This window comes from Paraburkholderia nodosa DSM 21604 (assembly GCF_000519185.1).
GTDB lineage: Bacteria > Pseudomonadota > Gammaproteobacteria > Burkholderiales > Burkholderiaceae > Paraburkholderia > Paraburkholderia nodosa.
Genome location: NZ_JAFA01000018.1, coordinates 85,596 through 100,943, shown reverse-complemented (window position 1 = coordinate 100,943; position 15,348 = coordinate 85,596). Strand labels below are relative to the sequence as shown.

Genomic DNA, 15,348 nt, shown 5'->3' with positions numbered 1-15,348 from the left:
CGTTGGGCGCGGCAAATCGCGATGCTAGTCTTGCCTCCATTCATGCTCTTGCGCCGCAATCACGCGGTGCGCCTGGAGGCAGCCATGCATTCACCCCTCGCGCTCGTCCGCGATGCACAACCCGATATTGCGCACACCGAAGGATCTTACGAGACGCTGGAGCATCTCGTCGGTGTGAACCTCGCCCGGCTGCGCGCCGAACGCCAGCTTTCGCTCGATGCGCTCGCACGCGCCTCGGGTGTCTCCCGCGCGATGCTCGCGCAAGTCGAGTCGGCGCGCAGCGTGCCGTCGATCAAGGTGCTGTGCAAGGTGGCGGCGGCGCTCAAAGTCTCGGTTTCGGCGTTCCTGCGGCGCCATGCCGTGAACGGCTTCGAGCATTTGCCCGCCGAGCGGGCGTCGCGCCTCGTTTCCGCCGACGGCCGTTATTCGGCGCGCGCGCTCTATCCGGAAGGGGAGCCCGCCGCCGCCGAATTCCACGAACTGCGCATCGCGCCGCTGCATACCGAGCCCGGCGTGCGCCGCCCGCCCGGCACGACGGTGAACCTCGTGGTGAGCGAGGGTACGCTCGAAGTGAGCGTGCACGATCGGCGCCAACTGCTCGCAACCGGCGACGCGATCGTATTCGACGCCGACCAGCCGCACAGCCTGCGCAACCCGGGCGACACCGAGGCACGCGTGTTTCGCGTGACGCTCAACGCCGAGACGCCGCCGCGCTGGGACGTGCCGGCCGCGCCGGCTGGCGGCGAAGCGCCGTCGGCAGTCGAAGCGGTCAGGACGGTCGACACGGTGGAGGTGGTCAAGTCGGTCGCAGCCGTGGCGGCGCAGCCGGCATGAGCCGCGCCGTATCGTCGAGAATATTCTCTAGTCGTGCTTTTTCGCGCTGCACAGTTGCGCAGCCTGTTGTATCCTTTGCCCGCCGGTTAAGTCAGGTAATAAGCCGGTAATCAGTGCGTCTTCAGGGCGGGGCGAAATTCCCCACCGGCGGTATGCCGGCCGCGCCGCAAGGCAAGGTCGACGAGCCCGCGAGCGCCTGCGCGAGCCTCATTGTGTCGTGCGCAGGGTCAGCAGATCTGGTGCGAAGCCAGAGCCGACGGTCATAGTCCGGATGAAAGAAGATGTGCAGATGGTCATGTTTGCCCATCCGCCGCGGCGTTTCGGCCGATGCGCGTGCGTCCCCATTTTTGGGGCGTGCCGCATCCGTGCGAATCACGCGTGCCGGGGATTCCTGTCTGTTTGCAATGCCCTGAAACGTTTTTCGCCTAACTCTCGCGAGGAGCGTTTCACATGTCCCTTACTGCCAGTACCACTCTCGCTTCATCCCAGGGCGCGCCGCTCGACGCCGCCGCCGATCTCCCGTTCATCGATTCCGAGCCGGTGCCGCAGCGCATTGCCGCCGCGTTGCAAGCCATGCGCGAAGGCCGCCCGGTCGTGCTGCAGGACGACCACGACCGCGAGGACGAGGCCGATCTGATCGTCGCCGCCGAACGCCTCACGCCCGAAACGATGGCGCTCTTCATCCGCGAATGCAGCGGCATCGTCTGCCTGTGTCTGTCCGACGAAAAGGTGCGCGCGCTCGAACTGCCGCCGATGGTGGCCCACAACGAGAGCCGCAACCGCACCGCGTTCACGGTCTCGATCGAAGCGCGCGACGGCGTGAGCACAGGTGTTTCGGCCGCCGACCGCGTGACGACGATCCGCGCCGCGATTGCCCCGGACGCGAAGCCTGCGGATATCGTGCGCCCGGGCCACGTGTTCCCGCTGCGCGCGCAGAAGGGCGGCGTGCTGGCGCGCCGCGGCCATACCGAAGGCACCGTCGATCTGGCGGTGCTCGCGGGCCTCGCGCCCGCCGGCGTGCTGTGCGAACTGATGAACCCGGATGGCACAATGGCGCGCGGTAAGCAGGTCGACGACTTCGCCAGGCTCCACAATCTGCCGGTGCTCTCGATTGCCGAGCTGGTGGCGTTTCGCGAGTCGCTCGCCGTGGCGCGCGAGCGCTGCGCCGAGCCGGCCTGAGGCGCGCTGAAAGTAGCGGAGTGAGGGACGTGGCGCCGATGGGCCGCGTCCTGTTTTCATCGCGACATATGCGACTTGTGCGGTCTGCGGGCCTGCGGCGCGCGCAGCCTTACGACTGCACGTCGCCGAATTCGCCGCGTACGCCGGCCTCGACGAGCGCCGGCAGCTCTTCCATGTGCGCCATGATGCGCGTGATGCCCATCTCGCGCAGCACGTCGGCGTAGCCCGATGGAATGTGGCTCGCGCCCACGAACGCAATCGTCTTCATGCCTGCCGCGCGCGCGGCGTTCAAACCCGAAATGCTGTCTTCGACGACGACGCAGCGCGCCGGCTCCACGCCGAGCTGCTTCGCCGCGTGCAGGTACACGTCCGGATAAGGCTTGGGCCGCGCGACCTGCTCGGCGCTGAAGATGCGTTCGCCGAAGATCGTGTCGAGCCCCGCGCGCCGCACCGAAGCGTGCACGCGCGTGAGCCGGCTGTTCGAAACGACGGCGGCAGGAAGCGTCACCTGGCGCAAGGCGTCGCGCACGCCGTTGATCGGGCTCACCGACTCGGCAATGGCGGCTTCGCAACGATGTTCGATGGTCTCGAGAAAGTCCTCGGGCATCGTGAGGTCGAAGCGCGCGGCGACGTCGGCGAGAAAGCGCGAGGTCTGCTGGCCGAACGCCGCGTTCACGGCGGCGTGAAAATCGATGCCGGGAAAGCTGCTGCTGAGCGTGTCGAACAGAACGCGGTCGGCGATGACTTCGCTGTCGACGAGCACGCCGTCACAGTCGCAGATGAGATGGTCGATCATGCGTGAAACGAGAGGCCGGGCAGCGCGCGGCCAGCGGTCAGCGGCCGGTGCGTGCGCCTGAGCCAGGCAGGCGGGAAGGTGGAAACTCCCATCATACGTGCTTTTGCTTTTTGCACGCAGCGCACTCGCGGCCTGCGAGGCTCAGCCGTCGTCCATTGCGTCTGCCTCGCGGGTGTCGGCCCATGCTTTTGCCGCGAGTATCGCGCGCTGCCAGCCGGCCAGGCACCTTGCCGCATCGTCGCGCGGCAACGAGGGCGTGAAGCGGCGCTCGAGACTCCAATGCTGCTGGAGTTCGTCGATATCGCGCCAGAACCCCACCGCGAGCCCGGCCAGATATCCCGCGCCCAGCGCGGTGCTTTCGCTCGAGCGCGGCCGCAACACATGCACGCCCAGCAGGTCGGCCTGAAACTGCATGAGCAGATCGTTCGCGCTGGCGCCGCCATCTACACGCAGCTCGTTCACGCGCATACCGGAATCGGCCTCCATGGCGGCGAGCACGTCGAACGACTGATAGGCGATCGACTCGAGCGCCGCGCGTGCGATATGCGCCGCGGTCGTGCCGCGCGTGAGCCCGAACAGCGTGCCGCGCGCGTGCGCGTTCCAGTGCGGCGCGCCGAGGCCGGCGAACGCGGGCACGAAGTACACGCCGTCGCTGTGCGGCACGCTGGCCGCGAGCGGTTCGATTTCCGCTGCGCTGCGAATGATGCCGAGCCCGTCGCGCAGCCATTGCACCACCGCGCCCGCGATAAAGATGCTGCCCTCCAGCGCGTATTGCGTTTGACCGAGCGCTTGCCACGCGATGGTCGTGACGAGGTTGTGGCTCGACTCGACGGGCTGCGCGCCAGTATTCATCACGAGAAAGCAGCCGGTGCCGTAGGTTTCTTCACCATGCCGGGGCGCATGCACATCTGCCCGAAGAGCGCCGCGTGCTGGTCGCCGGCCACGCCGGCAAGCGGGATTTCGGCTGCGAAGAGCGACGCCGCCGTGCGCGCGTAGATCTCCGACGACGAACGCACCTGCGGCAGCATGCTGCGCGGAATCTCGAAGAGCGCGAGCAGGTCGTCGTCCCAGCGCAGCCTGTGGATGTCGAAGAGCATCGTGCGCGCGGCGTTCGTGACGTCGGTGGCGTGCAGCGCGCCGCGCGTGAAGTGCCACAGCAGCCAGGCGTCCACGGTGCCGAACGCGAGCCGGCCCGCGCGCGCTTTTTCGCGCGCGCCCTCGACGTGATCGAGAATCCAGCGGATTTTCGTCGCCGAAAAGTACGCGTCGATCGGCAGGCCGGTTTTCGCGCGCACCATTGGCTCGAGGCCGCGCGCTTTCAGTTCGTCGCAATAGCCGGCCGTGCGGCGGTCCTGCCAGACGATGGCGTTGTACACGGGCTGACCCGTTGCACGGTCCCACACGATGGTCGTTTCGCGCTGGTTCGTGATGCCGATGCCCGCAATCGCGGCGGCCCCGACGCCCGCGCGCGTGAGCGCTTCCGCCGCGACGCCTGCCTGGCTCGACCAGATGTCGCGCGGATCATGTTCGACCCAGCCGGGCCGCGGGTAAAGTTGCGCAAACTCCTTCTGTGCGAGCGCGACGATTGCGCCGCTGCGCTCTAGCAGCAGGGCGCGTGAACTCGTCGTGCCCTGGTCCAGCGCGAGGATGTACGACCCGGCGTGCGACTGAGGCATCGTGCAGTCTCCGTGGAGGGTGCGCGGCGGTACGCGCGTCGACCGGCCGTCGACCGGCGCGCAACGAGGTGCGTGGCATCGAATCCAGCATAGCCCGAAAGCGATTTGCGCTCGACGCGGCGCGACGCAACGGCCAGGGTGTCGCTCGCGCGGCGCGGTGCGACAATAACCGAGTCGGGATGCAGTCGTTCCAACCAGTCGAAAACGATAACGAGGCAATCATGCGTGCAATTGCAATGATCGGTGCGGCCGTGCTGCTCGCGGGGTGCGTGGGCGCGCCGCCGGGCCCGGAAGGCGGGGGGCGCGCACCGTCGCTGGCCGCTTTGCAACAGATGTGCGGCGGGCAGGCGGTCGATTTCGGTGCGTATGCGCCGGGCGTCTACGCGGCCATTTTCGATGCGTGGGTCGCCAATCGGCGCGGCAGGCTGCCCCAGGACCAGTTTTGCGGCTTCCAGGCTCAGCTCGCGCAGCAATACACCACGCTCGGCAAGAGCGGCAACGGCGAGGCGCGGGGTGAGTGGGTGAACTTCCTCAATACGCAGCGCGCCCAGGCGCTGAGCTGGCGGGCGGCGGTCGACCCCACGCTGAGAGCCGGGTAGGCGCATAGTGCCGCGGCAGGGTGCGCGCGTCCGCGCGTGCAAAGAGGCACGCGCAAAAAAATGGTCACGCGGGCATGAAGCGCGCGGGTCCGCGTGACCATGCACTGCAGGCGCGTACGTCTACTGCCGTGCGCCTGCATCGGGGACGTGCCCGACAAGCCGGGCTGGCGGACGACCCATGCGTCCGCGCAAATCGATAGAGGGCAATGGAGCCTGTGACTACGCGGGTGCTCGGCCCGCGGGATCAGGCTACGAACACCGTTTGATGGCGCGTAACGCAGAGTCGCCGATTTCGGTTAGTCGCCATTGCTGAAGGCCGGATGCAAGGCGCTCCAGTTGGACGAGCTGTCGTTCGAGCAAGGCGTCCAGTTCTTCTCGCTCCATGTCGAGCTGGTTGGGGGCGTCCTGTACTAGCAGCAGGGTGGCGAATTCATGCGGACTCAGCATCGTTCTCTCCGTGTTGCCGCATCAGAGGTCGCCGGTTGCGGCCCGCAGGGCGGCGCAGCGACAGGAATGCGGTGGTGTGAGCGAAAGCCTGCGACCGTGCAGATCGGCTGGCTGGAGGGACCGGCCGCCCGGACCGCCTGTGCGCGGCCAAAACGGCATCCAGCCCGGGATCTACCTCGGGGAACTGGAGTGTAGTCAACGCCGCTGCGTTGTACAAACCACGCCCCGAAAATTTTCCCTTTGACATTCGAGCCCGCACGCAGCGGTGTTGCGAGCCGCCTGGATTCGCGAAATCACTTGAAGTTCGTGCCGCAGCGCGGCACGCAGCGAGCGAATCCGCGTCGATACGCTACGCATCAAACGCACGGTATGCCCGCGGGTACCCGCGCGTAATGCGTTTGCGCCTCGGCCGGTGATCGTCACATGACGTAACGCGAAGAGGTCGTCAATTCGCGGAACTGCGGGAACCGGGCCCGGTCTGTGCTTTGTGACTGCAGCTACGCGAAAGTACAGCTAAGATGGAAATAGGGATGGCTTGTAACGTTCGCCGCGCGTGACTGGCGCAGTTCGCCGGGCCTCGGGCTTCCGGCCGGGCGCCGCGCGTCGTGAGCGTAAAACGCCGCTTCGGGAGTAGGACACAATGCGTAACGACAATGAGCCTCGCCATGTGATGCCCTGGCGCATCGAAGACATCGATCTCACACGTATCGACCGTCAACGTGCCGCCGCCAACGAAGACCTGATGCTGCTCCTCGCCGCCTCTTCGTTCATTGAAAGCGGTTCCGACCTTTACACCAGTAACCTGAACGTATTCTTCAACGGCGACCCCGAGGTCTCAGAGTGGCTCAACCGCGAATGGGAGCCCGAGGAGCTTCAGCACGGGCGTGCGCTGAAGACGTACATCCAGTACGTGTGGCCCGAGTTCGACTGGGACGCGGCGTTTCAGACCTTCATCGAAGAGTATTCGAAGACCTGTTCATTCGAGGAGTTCGAGAAAACGCGCGCGCTCGAAATGGTTGCGCGCTGCGTGGTCGAAACCGGCACCGCCACGCTTTACCGCGCGATCGGCGAGTATTCGGATGAGCCCGTGCTCAAGGAAATCACCGACAACATTCGCAGCGACGAAGTGCGCCACTACAAGCACTTTTTCCGCTATTTCAAGAAGTACAACCAGATAGAAGGGCACGGGCGTCTCGCCGTACTCGGTGCGCTCATGCGCCGCGTGATGGAGATCAAGAACGAGGATTCCGAGATCGCGCTGCGCCATGTGTACGCGAGCCGCTACCCCGACCGCGTGCGCGACGATGCCTATAGCCGCGAGCTCACCGCGCGCGTGAACAAGCTGGTGCGCCACAATCTTTCCGCCGACATGTGCGTGAAGATGCTGCTCAAGCCGCTCAACCTGCCTGCGAAGATCCGGCCCGGCGTGCACTATCCGCTCGCGAAGATCACGCAACACGTCTTCTTCCGCTAGGACATCGGCGCGCGAAAACAAAAAGCCCGCTGTTCGAGCGGGCTTTTTCGTTTCTGCAAGCGAAGATCAGCGATCGCGCTGGCCGTTGCCGTCGCGGCGCGAATTGCCGCCTGGGCGGCCGCCGAGCAGTGCGCCCGGGTTGCCTTGGGGCTTGCGTTGTTGCGGGCGGCCCATGGCGCTCTCGTGCGAAACGCCGCGCTGGCTTTCGCGACGCGTATGCTCGCCGCGCGCGCCTTGTGAGCCGTGATTCGCGCCTTGCTGTTTCACGGGCTTGGCGGTGCGCACGCCGCCGTTCGAGGCCGGCTTGGCCGGGCGCTGGCCGCCGTTGCCGCCACCGCTGGCTGGCTGCGCGCGGTTGCTGTCGCGGCCACCTTCGCGGTTGCCTTCACGGCCACCTTCGCGGCCACCTTCGCGATTACCGCCGCGCGACTCACGCGGTTCACGCGCCTGCGCGGGTCGTCCGCCGTTCGTGGCATTCGCGCCATTCGACGCACCGCGGCCCTGGCCCTGGCCTTGCCCCTGGCGCGGCGAGCGCCCTTGGGGCTGGCTGCGGCGCTGGATCGGCTCGGGCTTCGCGTTCGGGTCCGGCTCGAAGCCCGCAATGACCTCCTGGGGCACCGCGCGCTTGATGAGCTTCTCGATGTCCTTGAGCAGTTGATGCTCGTCCACGCACACGAGCGACACGGCTTCGCCCGTCGCGCCCGCGCGGCCGGTGCGGCCGATGCGGTGCACGTAGTCCTCGGGCACGTTGGGCAGATCGTAGTTGACGACGTGCGGAAGCTGATCGATATCGATCCCGCGCGCGGCGATGTCGGTCGCGACGAGCACCTGGAGCGTGGCGTCCTTGAACTCGCTCAAAGCGCGCGTGCGTGCCGACTGGCTCTTGTTGCCGTGAATCGCGAGCGCGCTGATGCCGTCCTTCGTGAGCTGCTCGGCGAGGCGGTTCGCGCCGTGCTTGGTGCGCGTGAACACGAGCACCTGAAACCAGTTGTGCTGGCGGATCAGGTGCGTGAGCAGGTCGCGCTTGCGGTCGCGGTCGACGGGATAGATCTTCTGCGCCACGGTTTCGGCCGTGGTGTTGCGGCGCGCGACTTCGATGAGCGCGGGCGAATCGAGCAGGCTGTCGGCGAGCGCCTTGATCTCATCGGCGAAGGTGGCCGAGAAGAGCAGGTTCTGGCGCTTGGGCGGGAGCTTCGCGAGCACGCGCTTGATGTCGTGGATGAAGCCCATGTCGAGCATGCGGTCGGCTTCGTCGAGCACGAGAATCTCGAGCTGCGAAAGATCGATCGTCTTTTGCTGCATGTGATCGAGCAGGCGACCCGGTGTCGCGACCACGATATCCACGCCGCGCCTGAGCGCGTCGATTTGCGGATTGATGCCCACGCCGCCGAACATCACCGTGGACTTGAGCTTCAGATACTTGCCGTAGGCGCGCACGCTCTCTTCGACCTGCGCGGCGAGCTCGCGCGTGGGCGTGAGGATCAGCGCGCGCACCACGCGCTTGCCGCCCGCTGCCGGCGCCATGTCCGTGAGGCGTTGCAGGATCGGCAGCGTGAAGCCGGCGGTCTTGCCGGTGCCGGTTTGCGCGCCGGCGAGCAGGTCGCCGCCGCCGAGCACGGCGGGAATCGCCTGCGCCTGGATAGGCGTGGGCGTGCTGTACCCAAGTTCGTTGACTGCGCGGACCAGCGGTTCGGACAAGCCGAGAGAATCGAAAGACATAAACACCTGTTGTATTGCAGTAGCGCGGGCGTCGCTTCGCGGCCCGAAGGCGCGCTGCGCAGCCAAAGCGGTGTTGCCGGATTCAAATGCGCCCGGTGAAGCCGCCTTTTCGCGTTGTTCGGACGGCACGCCAGTGCGCGCGCCGCGTTTTTTCTTCATGGAACGGACGGGTCTATCAAGACCCGTCGTCTGGCGTTAAGTTGCATCGTGCGGCCGCGGACACTGCGGCGGCCGTGCGATGTCTTCGCATTGACGCGTCACGCGACGTAGCGCGCGACGCTCACGAATTGACAGACGCTTCCGGCGAGCACGAACAGATGCCAGATTCCATGTCCGTGCCGGATGCGCTCGTCATTGACGAAAAAATAAATGCCGACGCTGTAAATGACGCCGCCGGCCAGCAGCCACGCCGCGCCCGCGGCCGGCAAGGCTTCGATGAGCGGGCGAACCGCCACCACCGCGAGCCACCCCATCACCACGTAGAGCACCATCGAAAGCACTCTCGTGCGCCGCCCGAGCGTGAGTTCCTGGACGATGCCAAGGGCCGCGAGCCCCCAGCTAACGCCGAAGAGCGACCAGCCCCAGGGTCCACGCAGCGTCACCAGCGTGAACGGAGTATAGCTTCCCGCGATGAGCAGATAGATCGCGGCATGGTCGCACTTTTGCAGCACCGCCTTCAGGCGGATGCCGCGCACGCCGTGATACAGCGTCGAGATCGTGTACAGCGCGCACAACATCGCCCCGTATACCGCAAAGCTCACGACCTTATAAGCGTCGTGATCCAGCGCCGCGAGCGTCACGAGCGAGACGAGCCCCGCTACCGACAACATCGCGCCCACGAGGTGAGTAATGCTGTTCAGACGCTCACCGGCGTGCATGACGACCACTCCTTGTTCTTCTTGAGCGCGAGGCGCGCCGGTGGAACAGTGTTCCGCCCCGTACGGCGCCGTGCTCGAGCGCAGCGTTCAAAACCAGGCCTGACGGGCCACGGAGCCGTTTTCACCGCACGGCCCGGCGCCAAATAGCGAAGGGCGCAGCCCGCGCTTTGCGGACTGCGCCCTTATCAGGCAACCGTCACTATAGCAGTAACCACTTGCGTGGGACCGCCGTAAGGGCTGGGGCCCTAACGGCGGCGGACGGCTTTGCATGGGACCAGAGTAAGCGCTATGGGACCGGAGCAGGCGCTAAAGCGTCAACTCCGGTCGACACAGGCCTCAGTCGAGCGGAGACGAGCGCAGGTCCGAGACCTGCTGCGGGGACACCGGCGTGCCCTTGTTGCCCCACGACATGCGGATGAACGTCACCACCGCCGCAACCTCCTGGTTCGAGAGCGCCTGCGCGAACGGCGGCATGCCGTACGGGCGCGGATTGCCCCCCGTGCTCGGCGGATAGCCGCCATTGAGCACCATGCGGATCGGGTTCACGGCCGAATGCATCTGGATCGACTGGTTGTTCGCAAGCGGCGGGAAGTTCGGCGGCATGCCGAGACCGTTCTCCGCATGGCACTTCGCACACTGGTCATGGTAGATCTTCTGACCTTGCTGCAAGAGTTCGCCGCCGAACGCTTCCGAAGTCTCCATCTGCATCGTTTCGGGCGCTTCCTTCTTCTGCGGGATGGTCTTCAGATACGAGGCCATCGCGTGGATGTCGTCGTCCGAGAGGTATTGCAGGCTGTTGTGGATCACGTCCGCCATCGGGCCGAACACGGCGCCGCGCTCGGAAACGCCGGTCTTCAGGAGGCTCGCGATGTCCTTGATGTCCCAGTCGCCGAGGCCGCCTTCGCTGCCCGTGAGCGACGGCGCGTACCAGTTCTGCAGCGGGATCAGGCCGCCCGCGAAGGCCGCCGAGTTGACCGGGCCGCCCACTGCGTTGATGGACGTGTGGCACATGCCGCAGTGGCCGAGGCCTTCCACGAGATACGCGCCGCGGTTCCATTCGACCGACTTGGTCGGATCGGGCTTGTATTCGCCTTCGCGGAAGAACAGCGTGCGCCAGCCGATCAGCAGGTTGCGGTTGTTGAACGGGAACTTGAGTTCGTGCGGGCGGCTAGGCACGTTGACTGGCGGGACGGAGCGCAAATAGGCAAAGATCGCGTCGGCGTCGGCGCGCGTGACCTTGGTGTAGCTCGCGAACGGGAACGCCGGATAGAGCAGGCTGCCGTCCTTCGAGCGGCCCGTGTGCATGGCGCGATAGAAGTCGTCGGCGCTCCACTTGCCGATGCCGTACTGGTCGTCGGGCGTGATGTTCGGGGTGTAGAGCGTGCCGAACGGCGTGGCCATCGGCAGGCCGCCCGCGAACATCTGGCCGCCGCGCACGGTGTGGCAGGCGATACAGTCGCCGGCGCGCGCGAGGTACTCGCCCTTCTTGATGAGGTCGGCCTGGTCGACGGGTGTCGCGGCCTGCGCCGCGCCGTTGTGCAGATAGTGGGTGCCCGACCAGAGCACCGGTACGAGGGCCGCGGCGGCGGCCACGATCACGGCGGAAAGTGCGAACAGGGACTTGCGGTTCATATTGGCTGTCTCCCCCGGCGCCTTATTGCGGTTCGCTGCCGCAGGCAAGCGGCGTCTTGAGTGAGCCAGCCGGCGCCGGCACGGGGTTCTGCGGCGCGCTCTGCGTGGAGAGCCAGGCCGCGACCGCGTTCACGTCTGCGTCGGTGAGGCGCGTGGCGATCTCATGCATGCAGTCGGGCGCCTTCGCATGCCGCGAGCCCGAGCGCCAGGCGCCGATCTGCGCGCTGATGTAATCCAGGTGCAGACCGACCAGACCCGGAATGGCCGGCTCCATGCCGGTGAGCTTCGCACCGTGGCAGGCCGCGCAGGCGGGCACCTGCTTGGCCGGGTCGCCGTGCAGGACGATCTGCTGACCGCGCGCGAGCGTGTCGCTGCCGACCGAAGGTTTCGCGGGCGGCGGGTAGGGCGGCCGCTGCTGCGAGAAGAACGTCGCGATCTCGTGCAGGTAGTCGTCGGAGAGATAGGTGACCAGATAATTCATCGGAGGGTACTTGCGGCGCCCCTCGCGGAAGTTCATTAGCTGGTTGAACAGGTACTCGGCCGGTTTGCCGGCGAGACGCGGGAAGTAGTCGTTGTCGGTGCCCTGCCCGTGCGAGCCGTGGCACGCGGTGCAGCCCTGCACGCGTGCGGCGATCGTGTCGGGGGCTTTGGCCTGCGGCGCGGAGGCCGCCGTCTGGGCATGTGCAGCGCTGAGAACGCCGGTCGTCCCGAGCAAAAGTGCTGCTGCCAGAGGCGCGACGAGCGGAATGAGCGGTCGGAAGATACGTCTTGGGGACACGCGTAACTCCATCTTTATCGTGGACCTGACCAGGCTTCGAACGGCCCGGCTTTTAGGCTGCGCGCGATGAAAGCAGAAGACCGTGCGCGCTGCGGCGACGCAGCAGATTCTAGCATCGGGAACTCATAGTGACCATTTGCCACATGCGCCACAAACGCCCTCCGATGGCTTCGAGGCGCCACCGCGACGTGCTTGCGGCCGATCGTCGCGTCGGTGCCGGTTATGATTCTGCACCTGTTCGCCAATCGGTGACACGGGGTTGTCCCGCACCCGCGCCACACTCGGCGAGCCGCGTGTGGCCGGGTGCATGCATGTCATCATGCCGGGCGCATGCCGCCGTCGCGTTCGGACTCGTGCCCCCGGCTCGATGCTCGCGCATGGAACGCGCGTTGAGGCCGCATCGAGCCCGCATTGAACCGAATGACGCGCCGGCTATCGAAGCAGGCACCCTTGCGGGACACGCGACGTGATGCGTCTGCGTGCTGCTGTTGCCGTTTTCATGTTGTTTCCTTGCCACTTGTCTCGATGACTCCAATTGCACTTTCCCTATCGTTGCATCAAGCCGACCGATCCCCTTCGCGCGAAGTCCGTGCGACCCGCAACACGCGGGAGGGCGAGGTCCGATGAAAGCTGACTGGCTCTGGATCGGGCAGGTCGCCATGGCGGCCATCGTCAACATTGCCTACGCATTCGCGCTCGGCTCGGCGTTCTATGGCGCGTGGCTCGACAAGGACGGCCGCAGGGCCGTCGCGCCCGCGCGCCTCGCATGGCTGCGTGCGCAACGCTCGCTGCGCGCTGCGGCATTCGTGCTCGTGGCGGCGCTCATCCTGTGGATGCTTTACGAGAGTGCGTCGGTCAGCGGCGAACCGTTGCCCAGCGCGTTCGGCGTGGTCGGCACGGTGCTCTCGCAAACGCACGTTGGCCACGCGTGGAGCGTTGCGTTCGTCGGCGCGCTCGTGCTGCTCGGCTGCGCGTTCGCGGCTTCGAGTGTGGCGCGCGACGGCGTGCTGTGGCTCGCGCTCGTCGCCATCGCCGCGGGGCGGGCGGGGCTCGGACACGCCGCCGATGCGGGCTTCGCCTCGGCCGCGCTCGGGCTGCACACCCTCCATTTGCTCAGTGCGAGCGCGTGGAGCGGCATCGTCATGGCGGGGGGACTTGCCGTGCTGCCGGCGCTCGGCGCATCGACGGCGCGCGGCGTGCTGATCCGCACGGCGGGCCAGATTTCGAACGTGGCGTTCTTCGCGGTCGGCTTCGTGATCGCGACGGGCGTGTTCGACGCGTTGCGCGGCAGCGGCGGCTCGATCGACGCCATCGTCGGCAGCACCTGGGGCCGCGTGCTGATGCTCAAGGCCGTGCTCGTCCTGCTCGCGCTCGCGATGGGCGGCTTCAACCGGCTCGTGGCGATGCCCGAGTTGCGGCGCGCGGCGTCGACAGCGGCGGCGCGCCGTTTCGTCAACGTGATCCATCTCGAAGCGATCGTGATGATCGGCGTGCTGGTGGCCGCCGCAGCGCTCGCGCACAGCGTGCCGGCCTACGTGTTGCAGGGCTGAAACGTCGTCGCTGCAACCTATTCGTAGCCGAGCCGGTGACTGAGGATCGGTGAGAAGAAGAGGGCGAGGGCGCAGCCCGTGGCGTTGCCTTCGAGTTCCGCGAGCGCGGCCACGGACGTTGGATTGGCGATCAGCGCGATCACTTGTGGCGCGCACCACAACGCCGCGGCGCCGATCGCGGCGTACTCGACCCAGCCAATGCGCCAGCCGCGCGTGAAGGCGATTGCGGCAGCGAACACGCGCAGGAAGCCGAAGGCGACGAGTGCGCCGACGGCGGCTTGTTCGCGGATCAGATAGTCGGGAAGCGACGCGTCCATGGAATCCTTTGCAACACCGAAGTTGGGTTGCAAAGGAATCAGCAAGGAGCAGGCCAGTGGGTGGCGTTCGGGAGCGGCGCGTGCGTTCGATGATGGCCACGCCTTGCGCGCCGTGGCCTTCCATGAACTGGCTGTGTGCGCAAACGACATAAGCCGTTCGCGCGTGTCGCGAGCGCGCGCGCCTGGGCGCGCAAAGCCACGCGAAACGTTACGTCGCCGAAACGCGCGACACCGAGCGCGTCACGCTGCGCGCCGCGCGTTTCGGCGTTCATTTGTGCATCACCATTCGGCGACGCTGCCATCCTCGTGACGCCACACCGGATTGCGCCAGCGGTGACCGGTCTTCGCCATTTCGCGCACCTTCTCCTCGTTCACGTCGATGCCGAGACCCGGGCCCTGCGGAATCGAGACGAAGCCGTCTTCGTACTTGAAGACTTCGGGATTCCTGATGTAGTCGAGCAGGTCGTTGCCCTTGTTGTAGTGGATGCCGAGGCTCTGCTCCTGGATGAACGCGTTGTAGCTCACCGCATCGATCTGCAGGCAGGTGGCGAGTGCGATCGGCCCGAGCGGGCAGTGCAGCGCGAGCGCGACGTCATAGGCTTCGGCCATCGCGGCGATCTTGCGGCACTCGGTGATGCCGCCCGCGTGCGAGGCGTCGGGCTGGATGATGTCCACATAGCCGCCCGCGAGAATGTGCTTGAAATCCCAGCGCGAATACAGACGCTCGCCCAGCGCGATCGGCGTGCTGGTCTGGTTGACGATGTCGCGCAGCGCCTCGACGTTCTCCGAGAGCACGGGCTCCTCGATGAACATCAGCTTGAACGGATCGAGTTCCTTCGCGAGCACCTTGGCCATCGGCTTGTGCACGCGGCCATGGAAGTCCACGCCGATGCCGACGTTCGGGCCCACGGCCTCGCGCACGGCCGCGACGTTGTTGATGACGCCCTGGACCTTGTCGAAGGTGTCGATGATCTGCAGTTCTTCCGAGCCGTTCATCTTCACGGCCTTGAAGCCGCGCTCGACCACGGCGCGCGCGTTGTTGGCGACGTCGCTCGGACGGTCGCCGCCGATCCACGAATACACCTTGATCTTGTCGCGAACCTGGCCGCCGAGCAGCGCGTGAACCGGCACGCCATGGTGCTTGCCCTTGATGTCCCAGAGCGCCTGATCGACGCCGGCAATGGCGCTCATCGAGATCGGGCCGCCGCGGTAGAAGCCCGCGCGATACATCACCTGCCAGTGGTCTTCGATGAGGAGCGGATCCCGGCCGATCAGATAGTCGGCGAGTTCATCGACGGCGGCGGCTACCGTATGCGCGCGGCCTTCGACGATCGGCTCGCCCCAGCCGACGATCCCTTCGTCCGTTTCGATCTTCAGAAAGAGCCAGCGCGGCGGGACGACGAAGGTTTCGAGCCTGGTGATTTTCATGCGGTGTCTCCATGACCTTAAGCGGTAGGGCGGCGCTCGCA

General features: G+C 66.4%; 13 protein-coding genes, 1 pseudogene and 1 riboswitch. Of the genes and pseudogenes, 5 read left to right on the top strand and 9 right to left on the bottom strand.

Annotation, left to right across the window (positions count from 1 at the left end; translation table 11 throughout):
• Positions 1-84 precede the first annotated feature (84 nt).
• Together A3CW_RS47525 and ribB are read left to right on the top strand one after the other, a co-directional pair.
• Entirely contained in the window at positions 85-834 is a 750-nt protein-coding gene (locus A3CW_RS47525; RefSeq protein ID WP_081771798.1) for a helix-turn-helix domain-containing protein, read from the top strand.
• Positions 835-947: 113 nt separating this feature from the next.
• Positions 948-1,121: riboswitch (FMN riboswitch) on the top strand.
• Positions 1,122-1,284: 163 nt separating this feature from the next.
• The gene (gene ribB / locus A3CW_RS0124875; protein WP_028205980.1) at positions 1,285-2,013 is read left to right on the top strand and encodes a 3,4-dihydroxy-2-butanone-4-phosphate synthase; all 729 of its coding nucleotides are present in this window, start codon (positions 1,285-1,287) and stop codon (positions 2,011-2,013) included.
• A 109-nt stretch (positions 2,014-2,122) separates the two neighbouring features.
• On the opposite strand, the gene A3CW_RS0124870 is transcribed toward ribB, so the two are convergent.
• Positions 2,123-2,809 carry an HAD family hydrolase gene (locus A3CW_RS0124870; protein WP_028205979.1) on the bottom strand — a complete coding sequence of 229 codons (687 nt, stop codon included), beginning with the start codon at positions 2,807-2,809 and terminating at the stop codon, positions 2,123-2,125.
• Positions 2,810-2,950: 141 nt separating this feature from the next.
• Positions 2,951-4,485 (bottom strand): annotated as a pseudogene (gene glpK / locus A3CW_RS47520) (glycerol kinase GlpK).
• A 221-nt stretch (positions 4,486-4,706) separates the two neighbouring features.
• Here glpK and A3CW_RS0124860 point away from each other — a divergent pair.
• On the top strand, positions 4,707-5,084 hold the full coding sequence (locus tag A3CW_RS0124860; protein WP_028205978.1) for a hypothetical protein: 378 nt from the start codon (positions 4,707-4,709) through the stop codon (positions 5,082-5,084).
• Positions 5,085-5,333: 249 nt separating this feature from the next.
• On the opposite strand, the gene A3CW_RS0124855 is transcribed toward A3CW_RS0124860, so the two are convergent.
• A complete protein-coding gene (locus A3CW_RS0124855; RefSeq protein ID WP_028205977.1) occupies positions 5,334-5,531 on the bottom strand; it encodes a hypothetical protein in 198 nt (65 codons plus the stop codon).
• Positions 5,532-6,171: 640 nt separating this feature from the next.
• On the opposite strand from A3CW_RS0124855, the gene A3CW_RS0124850 reads away from it, so the two are divergent.
• Positions 6,172-7,005 (top strand): ferritin-like domain-containing protein, encoded by an 834-nt coding sequence (locus tag A3CW_RS0124850; protein ID WP_028205976.1) that lies wholly within the window; start codon positions 6,172-6,174, stop codon positions 7,003-7,005.
• Positions 7,006-7,071: 66 nt separating this feature from the next.
• Here the strand turns inward: A3CW_RS0124850 and A3CW_RS0124845 are convergent, their stop codons facing one another.
• From A3CW_RS0124845 to A3CW_RS0124830, 4 genes are all read right to left on the bottom strand, one after another.
• Complete coding sequence (locus A3CW_RS0124845; protein ID WP_028205975.1) at positions 7,072-8,724, bottom strand: DEAD/DEAH box helicase; 1,653 nt, start codon at positions 8,722-8,724, stop codon at positions 7,072-7,074.
• Between the two features lie 257 nt (positions 8,725-8,981).
• Positions 8,982-9,602 (bottom strand): PAQR family membrane homeostasis protein TrhA, encoded by a 621-nt coding sequence (trhA, locus tag A3CW_RS0124840; protein ID WP_028205974.1) that lies wholly within the window; start codon positions 9,600-9,602, stop codon positions 8,982-8,984.
• 336 nt (positions 9,603-9,938) lie between these two features.
• Positions 9,939-11,234 carry a c-type cytochrome gene (locus A3CW_RS0124835; RefSeq protein ID WP_028205973.1) on the bottom strand — a complete coding sequence of 432 codons (1,296 nt, stop codon included), beginning with the start codon at positions 11,232-11,234 and terminating at the stop codon, positions 9,939-9,941.
• A 22-nt stretch (positions 11,235-11,256) separates the two neighbouring features.
• Complete coding sequence (locus A3CW_RS0124830) at positions 11,257-12,024, bottom strand: c-type cytochrome (RefSeq protein ID WP_028205972.1); 768 nt, start codon at positions 12,022-12,024, stop codon at positions 11,257-11,259.
• A 611-nt stretch (positions 12,025-12,635) separates the two neighbouring features.
• Here A3CW_RS0124830 and A3CW_RS0124825 point away from each other — a divergent pair.
• Positions 12,636-13,562, top strand: a complete 927-nt coding sequence (locus A3CW_RS0124825) for a CopD family protein (protein WP_028205971.1) — start codon at positions 12,636-12,638, stop codon at positions 13,560-13,562.
• Between the two features lie 17 nt (positions 13,563-13,579).
• Here the strand turns inward: A3CW_RS0124825 and A3CW_RS0124820 are convergent, their stop codons facing one another.
• Positions 13,580-13,879: a hypothetical protein gene (locus A3CW_RS0124820; protein ID WP_028205970.1), complete on the bottom strand. Its 300-nt coding sequence runs from the start codon at positions 13,877-13,879 to the stop codon at positions 13,580-13,582.
• A 279-nt stretch (positions 13,880-14,158) separates the two neighbouring features.
• The gene (gene dgoD, locus A3CW_RS0124815; protein WP_028205969.1) at positions 14,159-15,307 is read right to left on the bottom strand and encodes a galactonate dehydratase; all 1,149 of its coding nucleotides are present in this window, start codon (positions 15,305-15,307) and stop codon (positions 14,159-14,161) included.
• Positions 15,308-15,348 lie beyond the last annotated feature (41 nt).

What these genes read in the sequence shown, in the direction of transcription:
- A3CW_RS47525 (WP_081771798.1), top strand. Translation starts at nt 85, where the DNA reads ATGCATTCACCCCTCGCGCTCGTCCGCGATGCACAACCCGATATTGCG.
- ribB (WP_028205980.1), top strand. Translation starts at nt 1,285, where the DNA reads ATGTCCCTTACTGCCAGTACCACTCTCGCTTCATCCCAGGGCGCGCCG.
- A3CW_RS0124870 (WP_028205979.1), bottom strand. Translation starts at nt 2,809, where the DNA reads ATGATCGACCATCTCATCTGCGACTGTGACGGCGTGCTCGTCGACAGC.
- A3CW_RS0124860 (WP_028205978.1), top strand. Translation starts at nt 4,707, where the DNA reads ATGCGTGCAATTGCAATGATCGGTGCGGCCGTGCTGCTCGCGGGGTGC.
- A3CW_RS0124855 (WP_028205977.1), bottom strand. Translation starts at nt 5,531, where the DNA reads ATGCTGAGTCCGCATGAATTCGCCACCCTGCTGCTAGTACAGGACGCC.
- A3CW_RS0124850 (WP_028205976.1), top strand. Translation starts at nt 6,172, where the DNA reads ATGCGTAACGACAATGAGCCTCGCCATGTGATGCCCTGGCGCATCGAA.
- A3CW_RS0124845 (WP_028205975.1), bottom strand. Translation starts at nt 8,724, where the DNA reads ATGTCTTTCGATTCTCTCGGCTTGTCCGAACCGCTGGTCCGCGCAGTC.
- trhA (WP_028205974.1), bottom strand. Translation starts at nt 9,602, where the DNA reads ATGCACGCCGGTGAGCGTCTGAACAGCATTACTCACCTCGTGGGCGCG.
- A3CW_RS0124835 (WP_028205973.1), bottom strand. Translation starts at nt 11,234, where the DNA reads ATGAACCGCAAGTCCCTGTTCGCACTTTCCGCCGTGATCGTGGCCGCC.
- A3CW_RS0124830 (WP_028205972.1), bottom strand. Translation starts at nt 12,024, where the DNA reads ATGGAGTTACGCGTGTCCCCAAGACGTATCTTCCGACCGCTCATTCCG.
- A3CW_RS0124825 (WP_028205971.1), top strand. Translation starts at nt 12,636, where the DNA reads ATGAAAGCTGACTGGCTCTGGATCGGGCAGGTCGCCATGGCGGCCATC.
- A3CW_RS0124820 (WP_028205970.1), bottom strand. Translation starts at nt 13,879, where the DNA reads ATGGACGCGTCGCTTCCCGACTATCTGATCCGCGAACAAGCCGCCGTC.
- dgoD (WP_028205969.1), bottom strand. Translation starts at nt 15,307, where the DNA reads ATGAAAATCACCAGGCTCGAAACCTTCGTCGTCCCGCCGCGCTGGCTC.